The 21,760-nt window shown below is 54.8% G+C and carries 18 protein-coding genes and 5 tRNA genes; 15 read left to right on the top strand and 8 right to left on the bottom strand.

The window, feature by feature from the left end:
* Positions 1-9: 9 nt before the first annotated feature.
* From QMG44_RS16620 to QMG44_RS16600, 5 genes are all read right to left on the bottom strand, one after another.
* On the bottom strand, positions 10-1,290 hold the full coding sequence (locus QMG44_RS16620; RefSeq protein ID WP_020882640.1) for an MFS transporter: 1,281 nt from the start codon (positions 1,288-1,290) through the stop codon (positions 10-12).
* A 108-nt stretch (positions 1,291-1,398) separates the two neighbouring features.
* The gene (locus QMG44_RS16615; RefSeq protein WP_025206424.1) at positions 1,399-2,337 is read right to left on the bottom strand and encodes a sugar kinase; all 939 of its coding nucleotides are present in this window, start codon (positions 2,335-2,337) and stop codon (positions 1,399-1,401) included.
* A 3-nt stretch (positions 2,338-2,340) separates the two neighbouring features.
* Positions 2,341-3,090 carry a sugar phosphate isomerase/epimerase gene (locus tag QMG44_RS16610; RefSeq protein ID WP_032679355.1) on the bottom strand — a complete coding sequence of 250 codons (750 nt, stop codon included), beginning with the start codon at positions 3,088-3,090 and terminating at the stop codon, positions 2,341-2,343.
* A 103-nt stretch (positions 3,091-3,193) separates the two neighbouring features.
* Positions 3,194-4,210, bottom strand: a complete 1,017-nt coding sequence (locus QMG44_RS16605) for a LacI family DNA-binding transcriptional regulator (RefSeq protein ID WP_014168136.1) — start codon at positions 4,208-4,210, stop codon at positions 3,194-3,196.
* Between the two features lie 123 nt (positions 4,211-4,333).
* Positions 4,334-4,996, bottom strand: a complete 663-nt coding sequence (locus QMG44_RS16600; RefSeq protein ID WP_086533121.1) for an OmpA family lipoprotein — start codon at positions 4,994-4,996, stop codon at positions 4,334-4,336.
* A 212-nt stretch (positions 4,997-5,208) separates the two neighbouring features.
* Here QMG44_RS16600 and QMG44_RS16595 point away from each other — a divergent pair, with 212 nt between their 5' ends.
* Complete coding sequence (locus QMG44_RS16595) at positions 5,209-7,488, top strand: molybdopterin guanine dinucleotide-containing S/N-oxide reductase (RefSeq protein ID WP_232937823.1); 2,280 nt, start codon at positions 5,209-5,211, stop codon at positions 7,486-7,488.
* Here the strand turns inward: QMG44_RS16595 and QMG44_RS16590 are convergent.
* Together QMG44_RS16590 and tag are read right to left on the bottom strand one after the other, a co-directional pair.
* Positions 7,457-7,897, bottom strand: a complete 441-nt coding sequence (locus QMG44_RS16590; RefSeq protein ID WP_086533123.1) for an N-acetyltransferase — start codon at positions 7,895-7,897, stop codon at positions 7,457-7,459. The two genes, QMG44_RS16595 and QMG44_RS16590, sit on opposite strands and share 32 nt — an antisense overlap.
* Complete coding sequence (gene tag, locus QMG44_RS16585; protein WP_014168140.1) at positions 7,875-8,456, bottom strand: DNA-3-methyladenine glycosylase I; 582 nt, start codon at positions 8,454-8,456, stop codon at positions 7,875-7,877. The genes QMG44_RS16590 and tag overlap by 23 nt, the downstream gene beginning before the upstream one ends.
* 162 nt (positions 8,457-8,618) lie before the next feature.
* Between tag and QMG44_RS16580 the strand changes: the two genes are divergently transcribed.
* From QMG44_RS16580 to dppF, 9 genes are all read left to right on the top strand, one after another.
* Positions 8,619-9,317, top strand: a complete 699-nt coding sequence (locus tag QMG44_RS16580) for an autotransporter domain-containing protein (protein ID WP_059305629.1) — start codon at positions 8,619-8,621, stop codon at positions 9,315-9,317.
* 238 nt (positions 9,318-9,555) lie between these two features.
* A complete protein-coding gene (locus QMG44_RS16575; protein WP_025206420.1) occupies positions 9,556-10,758 on the top strand; it encodes an MFS transporter in 1,203 nt (400 codons plus the stop codon).
* Positions 10,759-10,998: 240 nt separating this feature from the next.
* Positions 10,999-12,693, top strand: coding sequence for a kdo(2)-lipid A phosphoethanolamine 7''-transferase (gene eptB / locus QMG44_RS16570; protein ID WP_020882633.1), 1,695 nt, complete (start codon positions 10,999-11,001; stop codon positions 12,691-12,693).
* Between the two features lie 91 nt (positions 12,694-12,784).
* A tRNA-Pro gene (locus tag QMG44_RS16565) sits at positions 12,785-12,861 on the top strand.
* Between the two features lie 620 nt (positions 12,862-13,481).
* On the top strand, positions 13,482-15,089 hold the full coding sequence (gene dppA, locus QMG44_RS16560) for a dipeptide ABC transporter periplasmic-binding protein DppA (protein ID WP_014168145.1): 1,608 nt from the start codon (positions 13,482-13,484) through the stop codon (positions 15,087-15,089).
* 161 nt (positions 15,090-15,250) lie between these two features.
* Complete coding sequence (dppB, locus tag QMG44_RS16555) at positions 15,251-16,270, top strand: dipeptide ABC transporter permease DppB (protein ID WP_020882632.1); 1,020 nt, start codon at positions 15,251-15,253, stop codon at positions 16,268-16,270.
* A 9-nt stretch (positions 16,271-16,279) separates the two neighbouring features.
* Entirely contained in the window at positions 16,280-17,182 is a 903-nt protein-coding gene (gene dppC, locus QMG44_RS16550) for a dipeptide ABC transporter permease DppC (RefSeq protein WP_014168147.1), read from the top strand.
* 10 nt (positions 17,183-17,192) lie between these two features.
* The gene (dppD, locus tag QMG44_RS16545) at positions 17,193-18,176 is read left to right on the top strand and encodes a dipeptide ABC transporter ATP-binding protein (RefSeq protein WP_014168148.1); all 984 of its coding nucleotides are present in this window, start codon (positions 17,193-17,195) and stop codon (positions 18,174-18,176) included.
* On the top strand, positions 18,173-19,186 hold the full coding sequence (gene dppF, locus QMG44_RS16540; protein ID WP_232937815.1) for a dipeptide ABC transporter ATP-binding subunit DppF: 1,014 nt from the start codon (positions 18,173-18,175) through the stop codon (positions 19,184-19,186). The genes dppD and dppF overlap by 4 nt, the downstream gene beginning before the upstream one ends.
* 50 nt (positions 19,187-19,236) lie before the next feature.
* Here dppF and coaA read toward each other — a convergent pair whose 3' ends face one another.
* On the bottom strand, positions 19,237-20,187 hold the full coding sequence (gene coaA / locus QMG44_RS16535; protein ID WP_025206418.1) for a type I pantothenate kinase: 951 nt from the start codon (positions 20,185-20,187) through the stop codon (positions 19,237-19,239).
* A gap of 315 nt (positions 20,188-20,502) precedes the next feature.
* Between coaA and QMG44_RS16530 the strand changes: the two genes are divergently transcribed.
* The 5 genes from QMG44_RS16530 to QMG44_RS16510 form a co-directional block, all read left to right on the top strand.
* Positions 20,503-20,578: transfer RNA gene (locus QMG44_RS16530), tRNA-Thr, on the top strand.
* A gap of 8 nt (positions 20,579-20,586) precedes the next feature.
* Positions 20,587-20,671, top strand: a tRNA-Tyr gene (locus QMG44_RS16525).
* A 116-nt stretch (positions 20,672-20,787) separates the two neighbouring features.
* Positions 20,788-20,862, top strand: a tRNA-Gly gene (locus tag QMG44_RS16520).
* A 6-nt stretch (positions 20,863-20,868) separates the two neighbouring features.
* Positions 20,869-20,944, top strand: a tRNA-Thr gene (locus QMG44_RS16515).
* Between the two features lie 118 nt (positions 20,945-21,062).
* On the top strand, positions 21,063-21,760 hold a 698-nt coding region (locus QMG44_RS16510), incomplete at its 3' end, for an elongation factor Tu (protein WP_281853208.1).

Below are 21,760 nucleotides of genomic sequence, written 5' to 3'. Positions count from 1 at the left end.
TTTAAGGATTCAGGCGTGGCGTGCGCCGACAGGTAATTGTTGATTATTAGCAGGCTTAACAATCAGAGTAAGCCACACGGAGGCGAAAAGCGCTACCCCCATAAATATGTACGATGCGGACGGGCTGCCGGTTGCTCCGTTCAGGTAACCCACAAACCAGGAGCCGCAGAACGAGCCCAGCGCCCCCATACTGTTAATCAGTGCCATCGCGCCGCCTGCGACGTTACGCGGCAGCATCTCCGGGATGATCGCAAAGAACGGTCCATAAGGGGCGTACATTGCCGCACCCGCAATCACAAGCAGGGTGTAAGAGACCCAGAAATGGTTCGCGCCGACGGCCCAGGAACCAATGAAGGCAAAGGCAGCGATCAGCAGCAGCGGCCAGACAAACAGCTTACGGTTCTGCATTTTGTCCGATGCCCATGACGCAATGATCATGGCGATTGTGGCTGCGAGGTAAGGCACGGATGACAGCCAGCCCACTTCCACCATGCCAAGGTTTTCACCGGCATTGCGGAGAATCGATGGTAGCCACAGTACGAAACCGTACACGCCAATGCTCCAGGTGAAATACTGGGCGCAGAGCAGAATCACGTTACGCGAGCGGAATGCTTCACCGTAGTTACGCACCGCTTTCAGGCCTTGCTGTTCTTTATCCAGCTGCGCCTGCAGAGCGGCTTTTTCATCTTCGGAGAGCCATTTCGCCTGCGCAGGTTTATCTTTTACCAGCATCCACCAGCAGAATGCCCAGATAACCGCCGGCACCCCTTCGATAATGAACATTTCGCGCCAGCCGAAGGACTGGATCAGGTAGCCAGAAACCACCGACATCCACAGCACGGTGACCGGGTTACCGAGGATCAGGAAAGTATTGGCTCGTGAGCGTTCGGATTTGGTAAACCAGTTGCTGATATAAATCAGCATCGCGGGCATTACCGCTGCCTCAACGACCCCAAGAATAAAGCGAATGGCTGCCAGAGCAGGAATATTATTCACCACGCCGGTCAGTGAGGCGCAGGCACCCCACAGGATCAGGCAAACGAAAATCAATTTGCGGACGCTGCGACGCTCCGCATAGATAGCGCCGGGGATCTGGAAGAAGAAGTAGCCCAGGAAGAAAAGGGCACCCAGCAACGAAGAGATACCTTTGGTGATCCCCAGGTCTTCGGTGATCCCTGCCGCGGACGCGAAACTGAAGTTGGCACGATCAAGGTACGCCAGGCTGTACGTGATAAACACGATTGGCATGATGTACCACCAGCGTTTTACTGCATTGGTCGAACTGTTCATAGGCTTGCCTCTGTTGTTGAGGTTTGTACCGCCGTTGTATGTAGGGTACACGGTGGTTTGTTTTGTTTCCCCCTGACCTACCTGAGGAGAGGGGGAGGGAAACGGAATTTATTCGTTCAGCTGTGCGCGGGTCGGTAATCCTTCACTGTCGCCCTGCACCTGGATTGCCAGCGAGCCAATTTTATTGCCCCGGGCGACGGCCTGCTGCAGCGGTTTGCCTTCCAGCAGGGCACTAATGACCCCCACGGCAAAACCATCGCCAGCGCCGACGGTATCAACCACGTTATCGACCTTCACGGCCGCGACTGCGCCTTGCTCGCCGTTAGCCGTTTTAAACCAGGCGCCATCGGCGCCGGTTTTCAGCACCACCGCTTTTACCCCTTTGTTGAGGTAAAAATCGGCAATCCCTTCAGGGGTGTTTTTACCGGTCAGGATCATGCCTTCTTTCACGCCCGGCAGAACCCAGTCAGCCTGAAACGCCAGACGGTTCAGCTTCTCGATCATTTCCGCTTCGCTTTTCCACAGCACCGGGCGCAGGTTAGGATCGAATGAGATCGTTTTCCCCTGAGCCTTCATGGTGGTTGCGGCATGATCCAGTAATGCATACGAGCTGGCTGAAAGCGCAGCCGCCACGCCGCTCAGATGCAGATGGCGTGCGGAGGCGAAATAGTGGGCGTGGTAATCCTCGACTGAGAGGTGGCTCGCCGCAGACCCTTTACGGAAATACTCCACAATGGGATCGGTTCCATTTTCGACTTTCGATTTAAGCTGGAAACCGGTCGGGAAGCGTCCATCGAGGGTGACGCCGGAAGCATCAATGCCCTCTTTTTTCAGCGAATCGAGAACGAAATGGCCAAAGCTGTCATCACCCACGCGGCTGACCCAGCCGACATTCAGACCCAGGCGCGCCAGGCCGGTCGCGACGTTCAGCTCAGCCCCCGCCACGCGTTTGATAAAGTGCTCCACCGTACTCAGGTCGCCCGTTTCGGTGGCGACAAACATCGCCATGGCTTCGCCGATAGTGATCACATCCAGCGTCTTGTGCATGGTTTACTCCTCACGCAGCAGGTTTACGTAATGACGGGTGACGGCGGTTAAATCCGCCCCTTCCAGCGGGAACTCGATACCACGCGGGGCATCGGCGGGCAGTTGGCAAAGCAGATCCAGCCAGCGCGCATCGGCCCGATCCGGCGCCACGGCGCGGAAATTTTCTTTATGCGGCACGGCGGCTTTAACGTGGATATAGCTCACTGCGGAGGCTAGATGGCGCGCGGCTTCTTCCGGGGAGTCGCCCACCCACAGCCAGTTGCCCATGTCGAACGTCAGCGTGACGGGCAGCGCCATGTCCCGGCAGGCGGCTTTGAAGCGCTGCATCGGCGCAAGCTGGCCGCAGTCGGTCTGGTCGTTTTCCACCACCAGGGCCATACCGCTTTCATCGAGCAGGGCACGCAGGGCGTGAAGCGGCTGGGTGTCGCTGAAATGACCCAGCGAGACCTTGAGCCACAGCGCATTCAGGGTACTGGCTTCGCTGAGATAACGGGGCAGGTCAGGGTTGAGGGTGCCATCGGGCATAAACAGGGCAGCAGGGGCGGAGTAGCATGCCAGCAGGCCCAGCAGCTCAATGGATTCACCCAGCGCGGGCAGCGCCAGCAGCTCTTCGCTGTTGAACAGCTCGCGGCGGATCTCGACGCCGTCGGCACCCGCGCCCGCAATGACGGGCAGCATTGCCCGTTGACCACCTGCCTGTCGCACCTGTTCCGCGCCATACGCGGCGGTGACCACCATGATTTTTCTGCCCATCGTCGGACTCCATCGCAACACATCAATACTATTACGCTAGATGGAACCGGTTCCAAAGAAAAGGTCAGGATGTTGAATTTATGATCGGTATCACAAGGGAAAATTAACGGGCGGTGGAGCCGCGAACAATCAACTCGCCGGAAAATACCTGCTCGCGAACGGCATCGCTGGTGCCTTCAATACGACGAACCACTTGTTCAACAGCGGCATAGCCAATCTGCCAGGTGGGTTGTTTGAGGGTGGTGATCCCGACGCCAGCCAGTTCTGCCCACTCGAGTTCGTCGAAACCCAGCAGACCGATATCGCTTCCCCAGTGCAGGCCGATGCGCTTAAGCGAGCGGGCGACCTGCAGGGTCAGCGCCCCGTTGGCAGAGATAACGGCTTTACGCATTCCGCGATGGCGGGTGTGGAACTGCCGCAGGGTATTGTCGAGCTGATCGGCTTCGTGGAGGGGCGTTTCGGCATTCTCGGCAATCACGCCGGGGTAACGCTCCAGCGTGGCACGAAACGCGCTCAGTCGCTCACGACGGGTGTTGACCATGCCCAGAGGTTCGCTCAGAAACAGGATGGCTTCAAAGCCCTGTTCAATCAGATGCTCAGTGGCGGTTGTCGCCGCCTGAGTGTTATCCAGCCCGACGACATCGCAGGCGAATTCCGGAATTTTGCGGTCGATGAGAACCATCGGCAGGGAGGATTGCTGCAGGCGGTTTAAACCCTCTTCACGCATGCCCACGGCATTTACCACAATCCCTTCGACCTGATAGCTGCGCAGCAGATCCAGGTAATGCAGCTCCTGATCGACTTCGTTGTTGGTGTTACAGACCAGCGGCGTAAAGCCCTTTTCGCGACAGGCGGCTTCAATTCCGCTCAATACGTTGACGGAGTAGGGGTTGGTGATATCGGCGATGATAAGCCCGATAAGACGGGTACGACCCCGTTTGAGCCCGCGCGCCATAAGGCTCGGGCGGTAGTCGAGATCGGCAATGGCCTGTTCAATACGAGCGAGCAACGCATCGGACAACAGGTGTTTCTCGCCGTTGAGGTAGCGTGAAATGCTGGTTTTACCGGTGTTTGCGGCTTTCGCCACGTCGCTGATTGTGGCCCGTGTTGGTTTGCTCATCGCTGAATTCCCTGAAGTGAGTGAGAACACCTTAGCGGGAAAATGAGCGATGGCAAGCGGTTCATGCCGACGTGGCGGCATGACGCCCTATCCCCCTCTCCCCCAGGAAGAGGGGGGCAGCCCTTACTGAATCGGGCTTAAGGTAATCTCAACGCGACGGTTCTGCGCTTTGCCTTCCGCCGTGCTGTTGCTGGCGATAGGGTTTGCAGGGCCCATGCCGCTGGTGCGGATGCGGTTTGCTGCAACGCCCTGCGTGATCAGCGAGCTGGCCACAGAGTCGGCACGCTGCTGAGACAGACGCATATTCAGATCCTGGCGGCCGGTGCTGTCGGTATAACCGATCACATTCACCGCAGTCTTGTTGTACTCTTTCAGCACCATTGCCACGCCGGTCAGGGTGTTCGCCCCTGCAGGTTTCAGCGTTGCGCTGCTGCTGTCGAAGGTGACGTTGTTTGGCATATTCAGGATGATGTTATCGCCGCTGCGCGTTACGCTCACGCCGGTGCCTTTCATTTTGTCGCGCAGTTTTGCTTCCTGCACATCCATGTAATAACCCACGCCGCCGCCCAGGGCTGCACCTGCCGCTGCGCCAATTAACGCGCCTTTGCCGCGGTCTTTCTTGGAGGAGGAGAGTGCGCCCACACCAGCCCCTACCAGCGAGCCGAGACCCGCACCGATGCCGGATTTACCAGCTTCGCTTTCACCGGTGTAAGGGTTTGTTGTGCAGCCAGAAACAGCCAGTGCACCGCTCACCAGAGCGGCAATAACGAATACGCGTTTTTTCATCTTATTTCCTTAATCCTTTTTATTCTTTGCCACGACGCGCGTGGCAGTTGATTATGACGTCCAGATACGGAGAAAATTCCGGGTATAACTCTGAAATTTGTGACAAACCATAAACTGCCTCACTAAGAAGGCCGTAAAACCTGCACGCAACCAGGAGCGCACGCTTGAGCACCTCAACAAAAACGATTCTGACCGCCGCCCACTGGGGGCCGATGCTGGTCGAAACCGATGGCGAAAATGTTCTGTCGTCTCGCGGGGCATTGCCAACGCAACATCCCAACTCTTTACAGACCGTCGTTCGCGATCAGGTGCACAGCAAAACGCGCGTGCGCTGGCCGATGGTGCGTAAAGGATTTCTGGCGTCGCCAGACAAGCCGCAGGGTATTCGTGGTCAGGATGAGTTTGTCCGGGTGAGCTGGGATGACGCGCTGGCGCTGATCCATGCGCAGCACAAACGTATTCGCGACACGTATGGCCCGTCGTCCATTTTTGCCGGATCTTACGGCTGGCGTTCAAACGGCGTGCTGCATAAGGCTTCAACGTTACTTCAGCGCTATATGAGTCTGGCCGGGGGGTATACCGGGCATCTTGGGGATTACTCCACCGGCGCAGCGCAGGCGATCATGCCCTACGTGGTGGGCGGTAACGAAGTGTATCAGCAGCAGACCAGCTGGCCGCTGGTGCTGGAGCACACCGATGTGGTGGTGCTGTGGAGCGCCAACCCGCTCAACACCCTGAAAATCGCGTGGAATGCCAGTGACGAGCAGGGGATCCCGTATTTCGATGCGCTGCGTAAAAGCGGCAAGCGCATCATCTGCATTGACCCGATGCGCTCGGAAACCATGGATTTCTTTGGCGACAGCGCCGAGTGGATTGCCCCGCATATGGGCACCGACGTGGCGATGATGCTGGGCATTGCCCATACGCTGGTGGAGAACGGCTGGCACGATACCGGGTTCCTCGCACGCTGTACCACCGGTTTTGACAACTTCGCCGACTATCTGACGGGCAATACAGACGGTATGGCCAAAACGGCAGAGTGGGCGGCAGAGATTTGTGGGGTTCCTGCGGCCAAACTGCGTGAACTGGCGGCGTTATTCCACCAAAACACCACGATGTTAATGTCCGGATGGGGGATGCAGCGCCAGCAGTTCGGTGAGCAGAAACACTGGATGCTCGTGACGCTGGCCGCGATGCTTGGGCAGATTGGTACGCCGGGCGGTGGGTTTGGTCTCTCTTATCACTTCGCCAATGGCGGCAACCCAACCCGCAAAGCGGCAGTGCTGGCTTCTCTGCAGGGCTCGGTTCAGGGCGGTGTGGATGCCGTGGATAAAATCCCGGTGGCGCGCATTGTTGAAGCCCTGGAAAACCCGGGCGGGTTTTATCAGCATAACGGTCTGGATCGCCACTTCCCGGATATCCGGTTTGTCTGGTGGGCCGGCGGCGCGAACTTTACTCATCACCAGGACACGAATCGCCTGATCCGCGCCTGGCAGAAGCCAGAACTGGTGGTTATCTCAGAATGCTTCTGGACCGCCTCAGCCAAACATGCCGATATTGTGCTGCCGGCGACCACCTCGTTTGAGCGTAACGACCTCACCATGACCGGTGACTACAGCAATCAGCATATGGTACCGATGAAGCGCGTCGTGGCGCCGCGTGATGAGGCGCGTGATGATTTTGAGGTGTTTGCTGAGCTGAGCGAGTTGTGGGAAACGGGGGGGCGCGAGCGTTTTACCGAGGGCAAAACGGATTTGCAGTGGCTGGAGACGTTCTACCAGATTGCAGGTCAGCGCGGGGCCCCGCAGGGCGTGACGCTGCCGCCATTTGCACAGTTCTGGGAAGCGAACCAGATTATTGAGATGCCGGAGAGCGAACAGAATGCGCAGTTTGTTCGCTTCGCCGATTTCCGCCGCGACCCGGAGAACCATCCGCTGAAAACCGAGAGCGGGAAGATTGTGATCTACAGCAAGCGTATCGCCCAATTTAAGTATGCCGACTGTCCGGCGCATCCAACGTGGCTTGAGCCAGACGAGTGGCACGGTAATGCCCAGCCGGAGCAGCTGCAGGTGTTATCAGCCCATCCTGCCCATCGTCTGCACAGCCAGCTTAACTATTCATCACTGCGCGAGCGGTATGCGGTAGCCGGACGGGAGCCCGTGACCCTGAACAGCGCAGATGCGCGCGCGCGTGGGATCGTTGACGGTGACGTGGTTCGCGTCTGGAATCAGCGTGGCCAGGTGCTGGCAGGGGCGGTGGTGAGCGACGGGATTAAACCTGGCGTTATCTGCATTCACCAGGGGGCATGGCCAGACCTGGAGCCGAGCGAAGGCGGTATTTGTAAAAACGGTGCAGTAAACGTTCTGACCAAAGATCTCCCCAGCTCGAAGCTGGGGAATGGCTGCGCGGGGAACACGGCGCTGGCCTGGGTCGAGAAATATCAGGGACCCGAGCTTACGCTCACGGCGTTTGATCCGCCTGCCAGCTCATGATCCACGTTGGGTGCTGAGTGTCATCCTGCCAGGCGCTGTCTTCAATGCGAAAACCCTGTGCATGATAGAAATTCACCGCCCGGATATTTTTCTGGTAGACCTCCAGGCTTAAATACGGGAAGCGCTGTTGAACATGGTTCAGCAGCGCACGCCCAATCCCCCGACCAATAAAATCAGTTGAGACAAACAGCGCGCCTACAAACTGGGACTGCATGACGCTGATAAAGCCGCGCAGCATTCCATCCTCTTCCCATACCCAGGTTTCGGCGGCGGGCAGGTAAACATCCCGCACCATACCTTCGTTCTCTTTCCAGTAGCTTGCACTGATAAACGGGTGCGCCTCCGTGGTGCTTTCAAGCCACAGATTCAGGAGCGGCCCGGCATTATCACTTTCCCATTTGCGGATCATGGTGCCTCCCTGGATGACAGACGCAGCCGGTAACGTGGTCGTTGACCAGGCCACAGGCCTGCATAAAGGCGTAACAGATGGTGGAGCCGACAAATTTAAAGCCGCGTTTTTTCAGCGCTTTAGAGAGCGCATCCGACGCCGGGGTGGAAGCCGGGATCTCCGCGAGCGTGGCGGCCTGGGTAATTTGCGGCGTATTGTTTACAAACGTCCAGACAAATTCTGAGAACGGTTCTCCGTTTTGCTCCATCGCCAGATAAGCGCGCGCGTTACCAATGATGGCCTGGATCTTACCGCGATGGCGGATGATGCCTGCATCCTGGACCAGCCGTTCCACATCGTCCTCGGTCATGGCAGCGACGGCGACCGGATCGAACTGATGGAAGGCATTACGATAGTTTTCCCGTTTCTTAAGCACCGTAATCCATGACAAGCCCGCCTGTTGACCTTCCAGGCAGATCATCTCAAAAAGCTTTTTCCCTTCTGTCTCCGGTACGCCCCATTCCCGATCGTGATAGTCGATATAAAGCTGATCCTGGCTTACCCAACCGCAACGCTGCATCGGTTATCTCCCTTAATGAAACGGTTATCGCAAAATTTTCATTCTGTCAGGCTTGACGTGTCTACTATAAAGACAATAGTTAATACAGGGCCATATGCCCGCAAAACTCTTCCTAAACAATGACAAATATCGCCGAATTCGGCTCTCTCTGGAGTCGCTTTGATGATGATAAAAAAAATCAGTGGTCGCCATGCTGTTTCTGGCCTGGCGGGGATTTCAGCCTGTCTGTTTTTTTGTAATACAGCATTTGCCTGGCAACAGGAATATATCGTTTCAGACGCCCAAAGTAATACGGCGGAACGCTATACATGGGATGCGGATCACCAACCGCGTTATGAGGATATTCTCGCCGAGCGGATTCAGTCATCACAAAATGCCCCCGGGCTTGCGCTGAATTTACCGTCGGGTTCCACGCCGGCAGGGGCCATGAGCGTGGGCTGGAACATTCCGGTGTCAGGGCGTATCACGACCGGTCCGGTGATGGCGTGGCGTTATGACGGCACGGCACCGATGATGATCAACGAATTTGGTGACAGCGCGACGACGCAGGGGCTTACCGACCCACTCTGGCATGCCAGCGTTAGCACGCTCGGCTGGCGCGTGGATACACAGTACGGCGAGCTTCGCCCGTGGGCGCAGATAAGCTATAACCAGCAGTTTGGCGAAAACCAGTGGAAATCCCAGTTTGGGATGCCACAGACGCCGGCACCAACACAAAGCGGCAACTGGATGGATGTAACCGTCGGAACGGATATTCCGTTTAACACGCATATGGCGGCCTATGCGTCGTTGGCTCAAGGGGAATACACCACCACGGGTGAGGAGTTTATGTACACCCTGGGCGTGAGCGCTAATTTTTAAGGTTGTTACTTTTTTAAACGTGCCGATAACATCCTGAATACAATAGCCGCAGGGGTTGTAGCGATAGCATTCACTAACACGCTGTCGCTTCATTCCCCGGCAAGGTCATTCATTCCCGATTTATGGCATTTCATTCCATTCCTCCTGCATTTCATGCCGTTTTACCCCAGGCATATTAAGGTTTTGTTTATCGTTGTCCTCAGCGAATTCCCTTACTTTCTCTTGCAGGACAACTGCCATGAACACATCAACTTACAACCGTACGCGCTGGCTAACGCTTTTTGGCACCATCGTGACCCAGTTTGCGCTGGGGTCGGTCTATACCTGGAGCCTGTTTAACAGTGCGCTTTCCGATAAGCTTGGTGCACCGGTCAGCCAGGTGGCGTTCTCCTTCGGCTTGCTGAGCCTCGGGCTGGCGCTTTCATCTTCCGTCGCGGGAAAATTGCAGGAGCGATTCGGCGTGAAGCGGGTGACGATGGCATCCGGTATCCTGCTGGGCGTGGGCTTTTTCCTGACGGCGCATTCCAGCAACCTGATGATGCTGTGGCTGAGCGCCGGGGTGCTGGTGGGACTTGCCGACGGTGCAGGTTATCTGCTGACCCTGTCAAACTGTGTGAAGTGGTTCCCGGAACGTAAAGGCTTAATCTCTGCGTTTGCCATCGGGTCCTATGGCCTGGGGAGCCTTGGTTTTAAATTTATTGATTCCCACCTGCTTGCTTCCGTGGGGCTCGAAAAAACGTTCATGATCTGGGGCGCTATCGTTCTGGTCATGATCCTGTTCGGCGCCACGCTGATGAAAGATGCGCCGCAGCAGGAGGTGAAAACCGTTAACGGTGTGGTGGAGAATGATTTCACCCTCGCGCAGTCTATGCGTCAACCACAGTACTGGATGCTGGCGGTCATGTTCCTGACAGCCTGCATGAGCGGTCTGTATGTGATTGGGGTGGCGAAAGATATTGCTCAGGGAATGGTGAAACTGGATGCGGCAACAGCGGCGAATGCGGTCACCGTCATCTCCATTGCCAACCTCTCTGGCCGTCTGGTGCTCGGGATTCTGTCTGACAAAATTGCCCGTATCCGCGTGATTACTATCGGGCAGGTTGTTTCGCTGGTGGGGATGGCGGCGCTGTTGTTTGCCCCACTGAACGAAGCCACGTTCTTCGCCGCAATTGCCTGTGTGGCCTTTAATTTCGGCGGCACGATTACCGTCTTCCCGTCGCTGGTCAGTGAGTTCTTTGGCCTGAACAATCTGGCGAAAAACTATGGCGTTATCTATCTGGGCTTTGGCATCGGCAGTATCTGCGGCTCGTTAATCGCCTCGCTGTTCGGTGGGTTCTATGTGACCTTCTGCGTGATATTTGCTTTGCTGATAATCTCGCTGGCCTTGTCGACCACCATTCGCCAGCCGCAGCGTGAAGTCTTTAACGAAGCGCATGCCTGATTATCGCTAAGAGGCCTTTACGGCCTCTTTTTTATGGTCGTCCAAAGTATGCCTGGTCGTGTTATTTTGTAAAAAAATGCACCGATCACATTCTCTGCTGCCACTTTTCTCTCCCGCTGTGGTCTACTTAACGCGCTTGTAGACGTTTCTGATAACGGTTTCTTACGCACTTACTTACTCTGTCTGCTTTCTCATCGAGATTAAGCGGGTCTCTATACCCCTTTCCCCAGGGTTGTTTGCATGAAATACATTAGGTCTCTTACCCAGCAAAGATTGTGTCTGATGCTGGCTGTCTATATCGGTTTATTTCTGAATGGCGCGGTGTTGTTCAGAAGAGTGGAAGGTTATTTAGAACATCTCACCGTAAGAAATGGAATTTTTGCCGCAATTGAAGTGTTCGGTTCCGTTCTCGCCACATTCTTCCTGTTACGCCTGCTCTCACTCTTCGGCCGACGCACCTGGCAAATTTTGGCCTCACTGGTGGTAATTATTTCCGCCGCTGCCAGTTATTACATGACCTTTATGAATGTCGTTATTGGCTACGGCATCGTCGCGTCGGTAATGACAACGGATATCGACCTCTCGAAAGAGGTGGTCGGAAAAGGGTTTATCGTCTGGACGGTATTAACCTGCCTGATCCCGCTCTTCTTTATCTGGAGTAATACCTGCCGCTATACGTTGCTGCGCCAGCTCCGCACCCGTGGGCAGCGAATCAGGAATATCGCCGTCGTTGTGCTGGCGGCCTTGCTGGTATGGGCACCCATCCGCTTGATGGAAAAACAGCAAAAACGAATCGAAAAAGCGACGGGCGTGGATATGCCAAGCTATGGCGGCGTGGTAGCAAACTCCTACCTGCCATCAAACTGGATTTCAGCGCTGGGTCTTTATGCCTGGGCGCAGGCGGATGAATCAAGTGATGTGAAATCGCTCATCAACCCAATGAAAAAATTCAGTTACGAAGCGCCGGGTAACCAACTCGATGATACCTATGTTGTCTTTGTTATTGGTGAAACGACGCGCTGGGATCATATGGGCATCCTCGGTTATGACCGGGATACCACGCCAAAACTGGCGCAGGAAAAGAACCTGGTGGCTTACCGGGGGTATTCTTGCGATACCGCAACCAAGCTCTCGCTGCGTTGTATGTTTGTTCGTGAAGGCGGTGCCAGTGATAACCCACAGCGTACCCTGAAAGAGCAGAACGTATTTGCGGTACTGAAGCAGCTCGGTTTCAGCTCCGATTTATTCGCGATGCAAAGTGAGATGTGGTTCTACACCAACACGCTGGCGGACAACATCTCGTATCGCGAGCAGATTGGCGCCGAACCACGTAACCGCGGCAAGAACGTGGATGACATGTTGCTCCTTGAGGAGATGTCACAGTCCCTGAAGAGCCATCCGCAGGGTAAACATCTGGTTATCCTGCATACTAAAGGCTCCCATTACAGCTATTACCAGCGTTACACGCGTGATTTTGCGAAGTGGCAGCCGGAGTGTGTAGGCATCAATAAAGACTGCAGCAAGCAAGAACTGATCAATGCCTATGATAACTCGGTTCTGTATGTGGATACGTTCCTGAGCCGGGTGATTGACCAGCTTCGTGATAAGAAAGCGATTGTTATTTATGCTGCTGACCACGGAGAGTCAATCAACGAGAAAGAGCATTTGCACGGTACGCCGCGCAAGCTGGCACCGCCTGAGCAATTCCGTGTACCGATGATCATGTGGATGTCGGACAAGTACCTCGAAGACCCAGAGAAAGCGAAGATGTTTGCCCACCTGAAAAAAGAGGCAGACATGAAGGTGCCGCGTCGTCACGTTGAACTGTACGACACCATTTTGGGTTGCCTGGGTTATACCTCTCCTGACGGCGGTATCAACGAAAATAACAACTGGTGCAAACTCCCTGATAGCAAGGCGAAAGCCGCGCAGTAACGCGTCTGGCGAGAATATCGCCAGTTGAAGGGCTTTTTTAATTTAAGGGATTGACGGGGGCGCACCTCAGCAGTAAGATGCGCTCCGCATTCGGCGAGTAGCGCAGCTTGGTAGCGCAACTGGTTTGGGACCAGTGGGTCGGAGGTTCGAATCCTCTCTCGCCGACCACATTTAAAGAAGGGCTAACCGCAAGGTTAGCCCTTTTTGCATTAGCAGCTTACTCATCCTGATTCACCAAAACGCACCTTATCCCGCCTTCTTCCTGTCTGTTAACGATTTTGTGACATAATCCATTGTATTTTTTTATATATAGATTGATCTTTTTTCGCGTTGCTTATGGATAACCTCAGCATTTTTCGCTGTGCGTTTTAACGTTCGCGGTATTTAGTGCTCAGATAATCACCGTTCTGCAAGAAAATTTACCCGATCTGAATAAAAGTTAATCACTGATTGTTGCGAAATATGAAGATAATTGTGCTGCAACATAGCGAGTAGCATAAATTTCCCTGCTGAAAACTGGCATACATAGTTTTTTTAATCTTTGTTTGCGGTTTCTCACACTCAGCGTAAATCCCCGTCACCTGTATTGACGTTTTCACATTCTGTTGACAGATTGTAGGGCATGAGGGGCATTTCAGGGACGATCTGCGCTGCAACTCAAACGCTCTTCTGAAAGGATTCTCCATCCCTTAAACGCCTTCGGGCATCACCGACCGGACCGGGTAAAAAATAAATAAAGGTCTGGCGGCGTAACACAACAAAGCAAAACATCACATTGGAGCAGAATAATGAGTATTTCCTTGAAGAAGTCAGGGATGCTGAAGCTTGGTCTGAGCCTGGTGGCTATGACCGTGGCAGCAAGCGTACAGGCAAAAACCCTGGTTTACTGTTCTGAAGGCTCGCCGGAAGGCTTTAACCCACAGCTCTTTACCTCTGGTACGACTTACGACGCAAGCTCTGTGCCTATCTATAACCGTCTGGTTGAATTCAAAACCGGTACCACGGAAGTGATCCCAGGTCTGGCGGAGAAGTGGGACGTCAGCGAAGACGGTAAGACCTATACCTTCCACCTGCGCCAGGGCGTGAAGTGGCAGGACAACAAAGAATTCAAACCAACGCGCGATTTTAACGCCGATGACGTTGTGTTCTCCTTCGACCGTCAGAAAAACGCTCAGAACCCGTATCACAAAGTGTCTGGCGGCAGCTATGAATACTTCGAAGGGATGGGCCTGCAGGACCTGATCGCTGAAGTGAAAAAAGTGGACGATAAAACCGTTCAGTTCGTGCTGACGCGTCCGGAAGCACCATTCCTGGCTGACCTGGCCATGGACTTCGCCTCTATTCTGTCTAAAGAGTACGCGGACAACATGCTGAAAGCCGGCACCCCGGAGAAAGTGGACCTGAACCCAATCGGTACCGGTCCGTTCCAGCTTCTGCAGTACCAGAAAGATTCCCGTATTCTGTATAAAGCCTTCCCGGGCTTCTGGGGCACCAAGCCGCAGATCGACCGTCTGGTCTTCTCCATCACGCCTGATGCTTCTGTGCGTTACGCAAAACTGCAGAAAAATGAATGCCAGGTCATGCCATACCCGAACCCGGCTGACATCGCGCGCATGAAGCAGGATAAAAACATCAACCTGCTGGAGCAGGCTGGTCTGAACGTGGGTTACCTCTCCTTCAACACCGAGAAGAAACCGTTTGATGACGTGAAAGTCCGTCAGGCGCTGACCTATGCGGTGAATAAAGAAGCGATCATTAAAGCGGTCTATCAGGGCGCGGGTGTTGCCGCCAAGAACCTGATCCCACCAACCATGTGGGGCTATAACGACGACGTTAAAGACTACACCTACGATCCTGAAAAAGCGAAAGCGCTGCTGAAAGAAGCAGGCCAGGAGAAAGGCTTTACCGTTGAGCTGTGGGCGATGCCAGTACAGCGTCCGTATAACCCGAACGCACGCCGTATGGCTGAAATGGTTCAGGCTGACTGGGCTAAAGTGGGCGTTCAGGCCAAGATTGTGACCTACGAGTGGGGCGAGTATCTGAAGCGTGCCAAAGCGGGTGAGCATCAGGCAGTGATGATGGGCTGGACCGGTGACAATGGGGATCCGGACAACTTCTTCGCTACCCTGTTCAGCTGTGCAGCCGCGAAAGACGGTTCTAACTACTCTCGCTGGTGCTATAAGCCGTTTGAAGACCTGATCCAGCCGGCGCGTGCGACCGACGATCACAACAAACGTATCGAGCTGTACAAACAGGCTCAGGTTGTGATGCACGATCAGGCTCCGGCTCTGATTGTGGCTCACTCCACCGTGTACGAACCAGTGCGTAAAGAAGTGAAGGGCTACGTGGTTGATCCACTGGGCAAACACCACTTCGAAAACGTCTCTGTTGAATAATAAGTAGGGTGTTCTCCCTCTCCTTCACGGAGAGGGCAGGGGTGAGGGCGTGCATGCATTCCCTCACCCTAATCCTCTCCTGAAGAGAGAGGGAATTTACATTTGTGAGCAATACAGACGTCACGCCAACTGGTTGTACGTCATCAGAGAGAATCCGGGTTATGTTGCAGTTCATCCTCCGACGTCTGGGACTTGTTATCCCCACGTTTATCGGTATCACCCTTCTCACTTTTGCCTTCGTCCATATGATCCCCGGCGACCCGGTAATGATTATGGCGGGCGAGCGTGGTATTTCACCTGAACGCCATGCACAGCTGCTGGCTGAGCTTGGCCTGAACAAACCACTGTGGCAGCAATACCTCAACTATATCTGGGGCGTGTTGCACGGTGATTTAGGGATTTCGCTGAAAAGCCGTCTTCCGGTGTGGGACGAGTTCGTGCCGCGTTTTAAAGCGACACTGGAGCTTGGTGTCTGCGCCATGATTTTCGCCACTGCGGTGGGTATCCCTGTTGGGGTCCTGGCTGCCGTGAAACGTGGCTCTATTTTCGACCATACGGCTGTTGGCCTGGCGCTGACGGGTTACTCCATGCCTATCTTCTGGTGGGGCATGATGCTGATCATGCTGGTCTCGGTGCAGCTAAACCTGACGCCGGTCTCCGGACGCGTCAGCGATATGGTCTTCCTGGATGATACGAATCCTCTGACCGGTTTCATGCTGATCGATACGGCTATCTGGGGCGAAGAGGGTAACTTCATTGATGCGGTGGCACATATGATCCTGCCTGCGATGGTGCTCGGTACCATTCCTCTGGCGGTTATCGTGCGTATGACCCGTTCTTCAATGCTGGAAGTGTTGGGTGAGGATTACATTCGCACCGCACGCGCCAAAGGTCTGACGCGTATGCGCGTCATTATCGTTCACGCCCTGCGTAACGCCATGCTGCCGGTTGTGACCGTTATTGGTCTGCAGGTGGGGACGTTGCTGGCGGGTGCGATCCTGACCGAAACCATCTTCTCCTGGCCGGGCCTCGGACGCTGGCTGATTGACGCACTGCAACGCCGTGATTATCCGGTAGTGCAGGGCGGGGTATTGCTGGTCGCGACGATGATTATTCTCGTCAACCTGCTGGTCGATTTGCTCTACGGCGTGGTGAACCCGCGTATTCGTCATAAGAAGTAAGGGGCCATCATGTCACACGTTTCTGAAAATAAAGTGGTTACTGCACCGGTTCCCATGACGCCGCTGCAGGAATTCTGGCACTACTTCAAGCGCAACAAAGGCGCGGTGGTGGGGCTGGTTTATGTCTCTGTCATGATCCTGATTGCGGTGTTTGCCAACGTGCTTGCACCGTATAACCCGGCGGATCAGTTCCGTGATGCGTTGCTGGCACCACCAGCATGGCAGGACGGCGGTAGCCTGTCGCACCTGCTGGGTACCGATGACGTGGGCCGCGATGTGCTGTCGCGTCTGATGTACGGTGCGCGTCTGTCGCTGCTGGTCGGCTGCCTGGTGGTCGTGTTGTCGCTGGTTATGGGGATCGTACTCGGTCTGGTTGCTGGCTACTTCGGCGGCATTATCGATAACATCATCATGCGTATCGTCGATATCATGCTGGCGCTGCCCAGCTTGCTGTTGGCGCTGGTACTGGTGGCGATTTTTGGTCCGTCTATCAGTAACGCCGCGCTGGCATTAACCTTCGTGGCGCTTCCCCACTATGTGCGACTCACACGTGCGGCGGTGCTGGTGGAAGTAAACCGCGACTACGTAACGGCCTCCCGCGTGGCGGGTGCTGGCGCGATGCGTCAAATGTTCGTCAACATCTTCCCGAACTGCCTGGCGCCGCTGATTGTTCAGGCGTCACTCGGTTTCTCTAACGCCATTCTTGATATGGCCGCTCTTGGCTTCCTGGGCATGGGTGCGCAGCCGCCAACACCGGAGTGGGGCACCATGCTCTCCGATGTGTTGCAGTTCGCCCAAAGCGCCTGGTGGGTTGTGACCTTCCCGGGTCTGGCAATCCTGCTGACGGTGCTGGCATTTAACCTGATGGGTGATGGCCTGCGTGATGCACTTGATCCCAAACTGAAGCAGTAAGAGGCACGAGATGGCGTTATTAAATGTAGATAAATTATCGGTGCACTTCGGTGACGAAGGCACTCCGTTTCGCGCCGTGGACCGCATCAGCTACAGCGTAAATCAGGGCGAAGTGGTCGGCATTGTGGGTGAGTCGGGTTCCGGTAAGTCGGTCAGTTCACTGGCCATCATGGGGCTGATTGATTATCCCGGCCGCGTCATGGCCGAAAGTCTGGAGTTTAACGGTCAGGACCTGCAGCGTATCTCCGAAAAGCAGCGCCGCCAGCTGGTCGGTGCGGAAGTGGCGATGATCTTCCAGGACCCAATGACCAGCCTGAACCCTTGTTACACCGTGGGATTCCAGATTATGGAAGCCATCAAGGTGCACCAGGGCGGGAATAAGAAGACCCGGCGTCAGCGTGCGATCGATCTGCTGAATCAGGTTGGTATCCCTGACCCGGCATCGCGTCTGGACGTTTACCCGCACCAGCTCTCCGGTGGGATGAGCCAGCGTGTGATGATCGCCATGGCGATTGCCTGTCGGCCAAAACTGCTGATCGCGGATGAACCGACAACGGCACTGGACGTGACTATCCAGGCGCAGATCATCGAGCTGCTGCTGGAACTGCAGCAGAAAGAGAACATGGCGCTGGTGCTGATTACGCATGACCTGGCGCTGGTGGCCGAAGCGGCGCACAAAATTATCGTGATGTATGCAGGTCAGGTGGTCGAGACTGGCCATTCGCACGATATTTTCCGCGCGCCGCGTCACCCGTATACGCAGGCGCTTTTGCGTGCGCTGCCGGAGTTTGCCCAGGACAAAGCGCGCCTGGCATCACTTCCGGGCGTCGTACCGGGTAAATATGACCGACCGCAGGGCTGCCTGCTTAATCCGCGTTGTCCGTATGCTACAGACAAATGTCGTGCAGAAGAGCCAGAGCTCAATCTGCTTGCTGACGGTCGTCAGTCGAAATGCCACTACCCACTCGATGATGCCGGGAGGCCAACACTATGAGTACGCAACAGGCCACCACGCAACAACCGCTGTTGCAGGCTATCGACCTGAAAAAATACTATCCGGTGAAGAAGGGGCTGTTTGCGCCTGAACGCCTGGTGAAAGCGCTGGATGGCGTATCCTTTACCCTTGAACGCGGCAAAACGCTGGCGGTGGTCGGTGAGTCAGGCTGTGGCAAATCGACGCTGGGTCGTTTGCTGACGATGATTGAAGTCCCCACCGGCGGTGAACTCCATTATCAGGGACAGGACCTGCTCAAGCACGATCCGCAGGCGCAGAAACTGCGCCGTCAGAAAATCCAGATTGTGTTCCAGAACCCGTACGGATCGTTGAACCCGCGTAAAAAAGTGGGACAGATTCTGGAAGAGCCCCTGCTGATTAACAGCAATCTGAACAAAGAGCAGCGTCGTGAAAAAGCGCTGGCGATGATGGCGAAAGTGGGCCTGAAGACCGAGCATTACGATCGTTATCCGCATATGTTCTCTGGCGGCCAGCGCCAGCGTATCGCGATTGCGCGTGGTTTGATGCTCGACCCTGACGTGGTCATCGCCGATGAGCCGGTATCAGCCCTCGACGTTTCTGTGCGTGCGCAGGTGTTGAACCTGATGATGGATCTGCAGCAGGACATGGGGCTGTCGTACGTGTTTATTTCGCACGACCTGTCGGTTGTGGAGCACATTGCCGACGAAGTGATGGTGATGTATCTGGGGCGCTGCGTGGAGAAGGGGACAAAAGAGCAGATCTTTACTCATCCTCGTCACCCGTACACCCAGGCGCTGCTGTCTGCGACCCCGCGTCTGAACCCTGACGATCGTCGTGAGCGTATCAAGCTGACGGGTGAATTGCCCAGCCCGCTGAATCCGCCTCCAGGCTGTGCATTCAACGCCCGCTGCAGTCGCCGCTTTGGCCCGTGCACCCAGTTGCAGCCACAGCTCAAGGATTATGGCGGTCAGCTGGTTGCCTGCTTCGCGGTCGATCAGGATGAGAATGGCGAAAAGCCGATGGCGTAATCCATCAATAAAAAAACCGGCGCTAAGCCGGTTTTTTTATGTCTGCGTGATTACTTGCGCAGACGGATCTGGTCGACAGCGTGTTTCTCACTCTTGGTGAGGATCAGACTGGCGCGCTCACGGGTGGGCAGGATGTTCTCTTTCAGGTTCACGTAGTTGATCTCATTCCACAGCCCTCTCGCCACATTAATGGCTTCTTCTTCAGAAAGTTGGGCGTAGTGGTGGAAATAGGAGTCAGGATCGGTGAACGCCCCTTCACGGAACTTCAGGAAGCGGTTGATATACCAGTTCTGCAGCAGGTCTTCCGGCGCATCGACATAAATAGAGAAATCGACGAAGTCAGAGACAAACACATGATGGGGATCGTGAGGATAATCCATCCCGCTTTGCAGGACGTTTAACCCTTCGAGGATGAGGATATCCGGCTGAACCACCGTTTTGTCTCCACCCGGGATGCGATCGTAGATCAGGTGCGAATAGACCGGAGCCGTCACGTTAGGCGCGCCCGATTTCAGGTCAGAGACAAACTTCACCAGACGGTGCATATCATAAGAGAGCGGGAAGCCCTTCTTCTTCATAAGCCCGCGTTCCTTTAACACCTCATTCGGGTGCAGGAAACCGTCAGTGGTGATGAGCTCCACGCTGCGGTGTTCTGGCCAGCGGCTCAGTAACGCCTGCAATACGCGTGCGGTGGTGCTTTTACCGACGGCCACGCTGCCTGCAATGCTGATGATATAAGGAATGCGTTGGCCGTTCGTCCCGAGGAACTGCTCCAGCACCGCCTGACGGCGCAGGTTGGAGCTGATATAGAAGTTAAGCAAGCGCGAGAGTGGTAAATAGATTTCTGCCACTTCTTCCAGCGACAGATCTTCGTTTATCCCCTTTAACCGTGCGATTTCGCCTTCCGTCAGCGTCATCGGGACGGAGTCACGCAGTGCAGCCCACTGGCTACGGTTAAACTGAAGATAAGGTGTCATTAACGTTTGCTCTTTTTTGCTCATAAGCATGCTTCAGTGAGCCAGCACAACACAGCGCGTCCGGGCTCAACATAGTTAATTTTGGACAATGGGCAGGAGGTTAACACCAGATGACAGGAATAATAAGAAAAAATATGGGGAAGCGATGCTTTACGCGGGAGTCATCACGATACGGTATAAGTGGTGTAAATCGGGCGTAGATGTTGAATTTTTGACCTTGAGTGGATGAATTTACAGCGGTTAACCCTGGTTTCGAATAAAATGTGAGCGAAAGAACGTTTTATGCAATTTTTTAGTTGCATGACTGCGCATGTCTCCATAGAATGCGCGCTACTTGATGCCGACTTAGCTCAGTAGGTAGAGCAACTGACTTGTAATCAGTAGGTCACCAGTTCGATTCCGGTAGTCGGCACCATCAAGTCCGGTGGGGTTCCCGAGCGGCCAAAGGGAGCAGACTGTAAATCTGCCGTCACAGACTTCGAAGGTTCGAATCCTTCCCCCACCACCACTTTCTGGCAGCGTTAAGCCGCCGGAGCTGGTTTGAAAATTGAATCAGCTCGAACCTAAAAAGAGAGAAATCTCTTTTTTTGTTACAGAAAGAACTGGGTAGCCGAGTTTCAGGATGCGGGCATCGTATAATGGCTATTACCTCAGCCTTCCAAGCTGATGATGCGGGTTCGATTCCCGCTGCCCGCTCCAATACGTGCTGATATGGCTCAGTTGGTAGAGCGCACCCTTGGTAAGGGTGAGGTCCCCAGTTCGACTCTGGGTATCAGCACCACTTCACTTCTCCTTCCCGTTTCTCTCTGTTTCAATTTTACTGTATTCAACAATTCAGGCATTTCGCCTGGTTGATGTGGTGATATCACCGATTTATCCGTGTCTTAGAGGGACAATCGATGTCTAAAGAAAAGTTTGAACGTACAAAACCGCACGTTAACGTCGGTACTATCGGCCACGTTGACCATGGTAAAACAACGCTGACCGCTGCAATCACTACCGTTCTGGCTAAAACCTACGGTGGTTCTGCTCGTGCATTCGACCAGATCGATAACGCACCAGAAGAAAAAGCTCGTGGTATCACCATCAACACCTCTCACGTTGAGTACGACACCCCGACTCGCCACTACGCACACGTAGACTGCCCAGGCCACGCCGACTATGTTAAAAACATGATCACCGGTGCTGCGCAGATGGACGGCGCGATCCTGGTTGTTGCTGCGACTGACGGCCCAATGCCTCAGACTCGTGAGCACATCCTGCTGGGTCGTCAGGTAGGCGTTCCTTACATCATCGTGTTCCTGAACAAATGTGACATGGTTGATGACGAAGAGCTGCTGGAACTGGTAGAGATGGAAGTTCGTGAACTGCTGTCTCAGTACGATTTCCCAGGCGACGACACCCCAATCGTTCGTGGTTCCGCGCTGAAAGCGCTGGAAGGCGACGCTGAGTGGGAAGCGAAAATCATCGAACTGGCTGGCTTCCTGGATTCTTACATCCCAGAACCAGAGCGTGCGATCGACAAGCCGTTCCTGCTGCCAATCGAAGACGTATTCTCCATCTCCGGTCGTGGTACCGTTGTTACCGGTCGTGTTGA

It is taken from the genome of Enterobacter sp. 200527-13 (assembly GCF_027924865.1).
GTDB lineage: Bacteria > Pseudomonadota > Gammaproteobacteria > Enterobacterales > Enterobacteriaceae > Enterobacter > Enterobacter ludwigii.
This window is presented reverse-complemented; position numbering and strand designations above follow the sequence as displayed.

Excerpts from the sequence above, each read along its gene's own strand:
- tag (WP_014168140.1), bottom strand. The coding sequence starts at position 8,456 with ATGCAGCGTTGCGGTTGGGTAAGCCAGGATCAGCTTTATATCGACTAT.
- QMG44_RS16615 (WP_025206424.1), bottom strand. The coding sequence starts at position 2,337 with ATGCACAAGACGCTGGATGTGATCACTATCGGCGAAGCCATGGCGATG.
- dppA (WP_014168145.1), top strand. The coding sequence starts at position 13,482 with ATGAGTATTTCCTTGAAGAAGTCAGGGATGCTGAAGCTTGGTCTGAGC.
- QMG44_RS16600 (WP_086533121.1), bottom strand. The coding sequence starts at position 4,996 with ATGAAAAAACGCGTATTCGTTATTGCCGCTCTGGTGAGCGGTGCACTG.
- QMG44_RS16605 (WP_014168136.1), bottom strand. The coding sequence starts at position 4,210 with ATGAGCAAACCAACACGGGCCACAATCAGCGACGTGGCGAAAGCCGCA.
- eptB (WP_020882633.1), top strand. The coding sequence starts at position 10,999 with ATGAAATACATTAGGTCTCTTACCCAGCAAAGATTGTGTCTGATGCTG.
- QMG44_RS16575 (WP_025206420.1), top strand. The coding sequence starts at position 9,556 with ATGAACACATCAACTTACAACCGTACGCGCTGGCTAACGCTTTTTGGC.
- QMG44_RS16620 (WP_020882640.1), bottom strand. The coding sequence starts at position 1,290 with ATGAACAGTTCGACCAATGCAGTAAAACGCTGGTGGTACATCATGCCA.
- coaA (WP_025206418.1), bottom strand. The coding sequence starts at position 20,187 with ATGAGCAAAAAAGAGCAAACGTTAATGACACCTTATCTTCAGTTTAAC.
- dppB (WP_020882632.1), top strand. The coding sequence starts at position 15,251 with ATGTTGCAGTTCATCCTCCGACGTCTGGGACTTGTTATCCCCACGTTT.
- QMG44_RS16590 (WP_086533123.1), bottom strand. The coding sequence starts at position 7,897 with ATGATCCGCAAATGGGAAAGTGATAATGCCGGGCCGCTCCTGAATCTG.
- dppF (WP_232937815.1), top strand. The coding sequence starts at position 18,173 with ATGAGTACGCAACAGGCCACCACGCAACAACCGCTGTTGCAGGCTATC.
- QMG44_RS16595 (WP_232937823.1), top strand. The coding sequence starts at position 5,209 with ATGCTGGTCGAAACCGATGGCGAAAATGTTCTGTCGTCTCGCGGGGCA.
- dppD (WP_014168148.1), top strand. The coding sequence starts at position 17,193 with ATGGCGTTATTAAATGTAGATAAATTATCGGTGCACTTCGGTGACGAA.
- QMG44_RS16610 (WP_032679355.1), bottom strand. The coding sequence starts at position 3,090 with ATGGGCAGAAAAATCATGGTGGTCACCGCCGCGTATGGCGCGGAACAG.
- QMG44_RS16580 (WP_059305629.1), top strand. The coding sequence starts at position 8,619 with ATGATGATAAAAAAAATCAGTGGTCGCCATGCTGTTTCTGGCCTGGCG.
- dppC (WP_014168147.1), top strand. The coding sequence starts at position 16,280 with ATGTCACACGTTTCTGAAAATAAAGTGGTTACTGCACCGGTTCCCATG.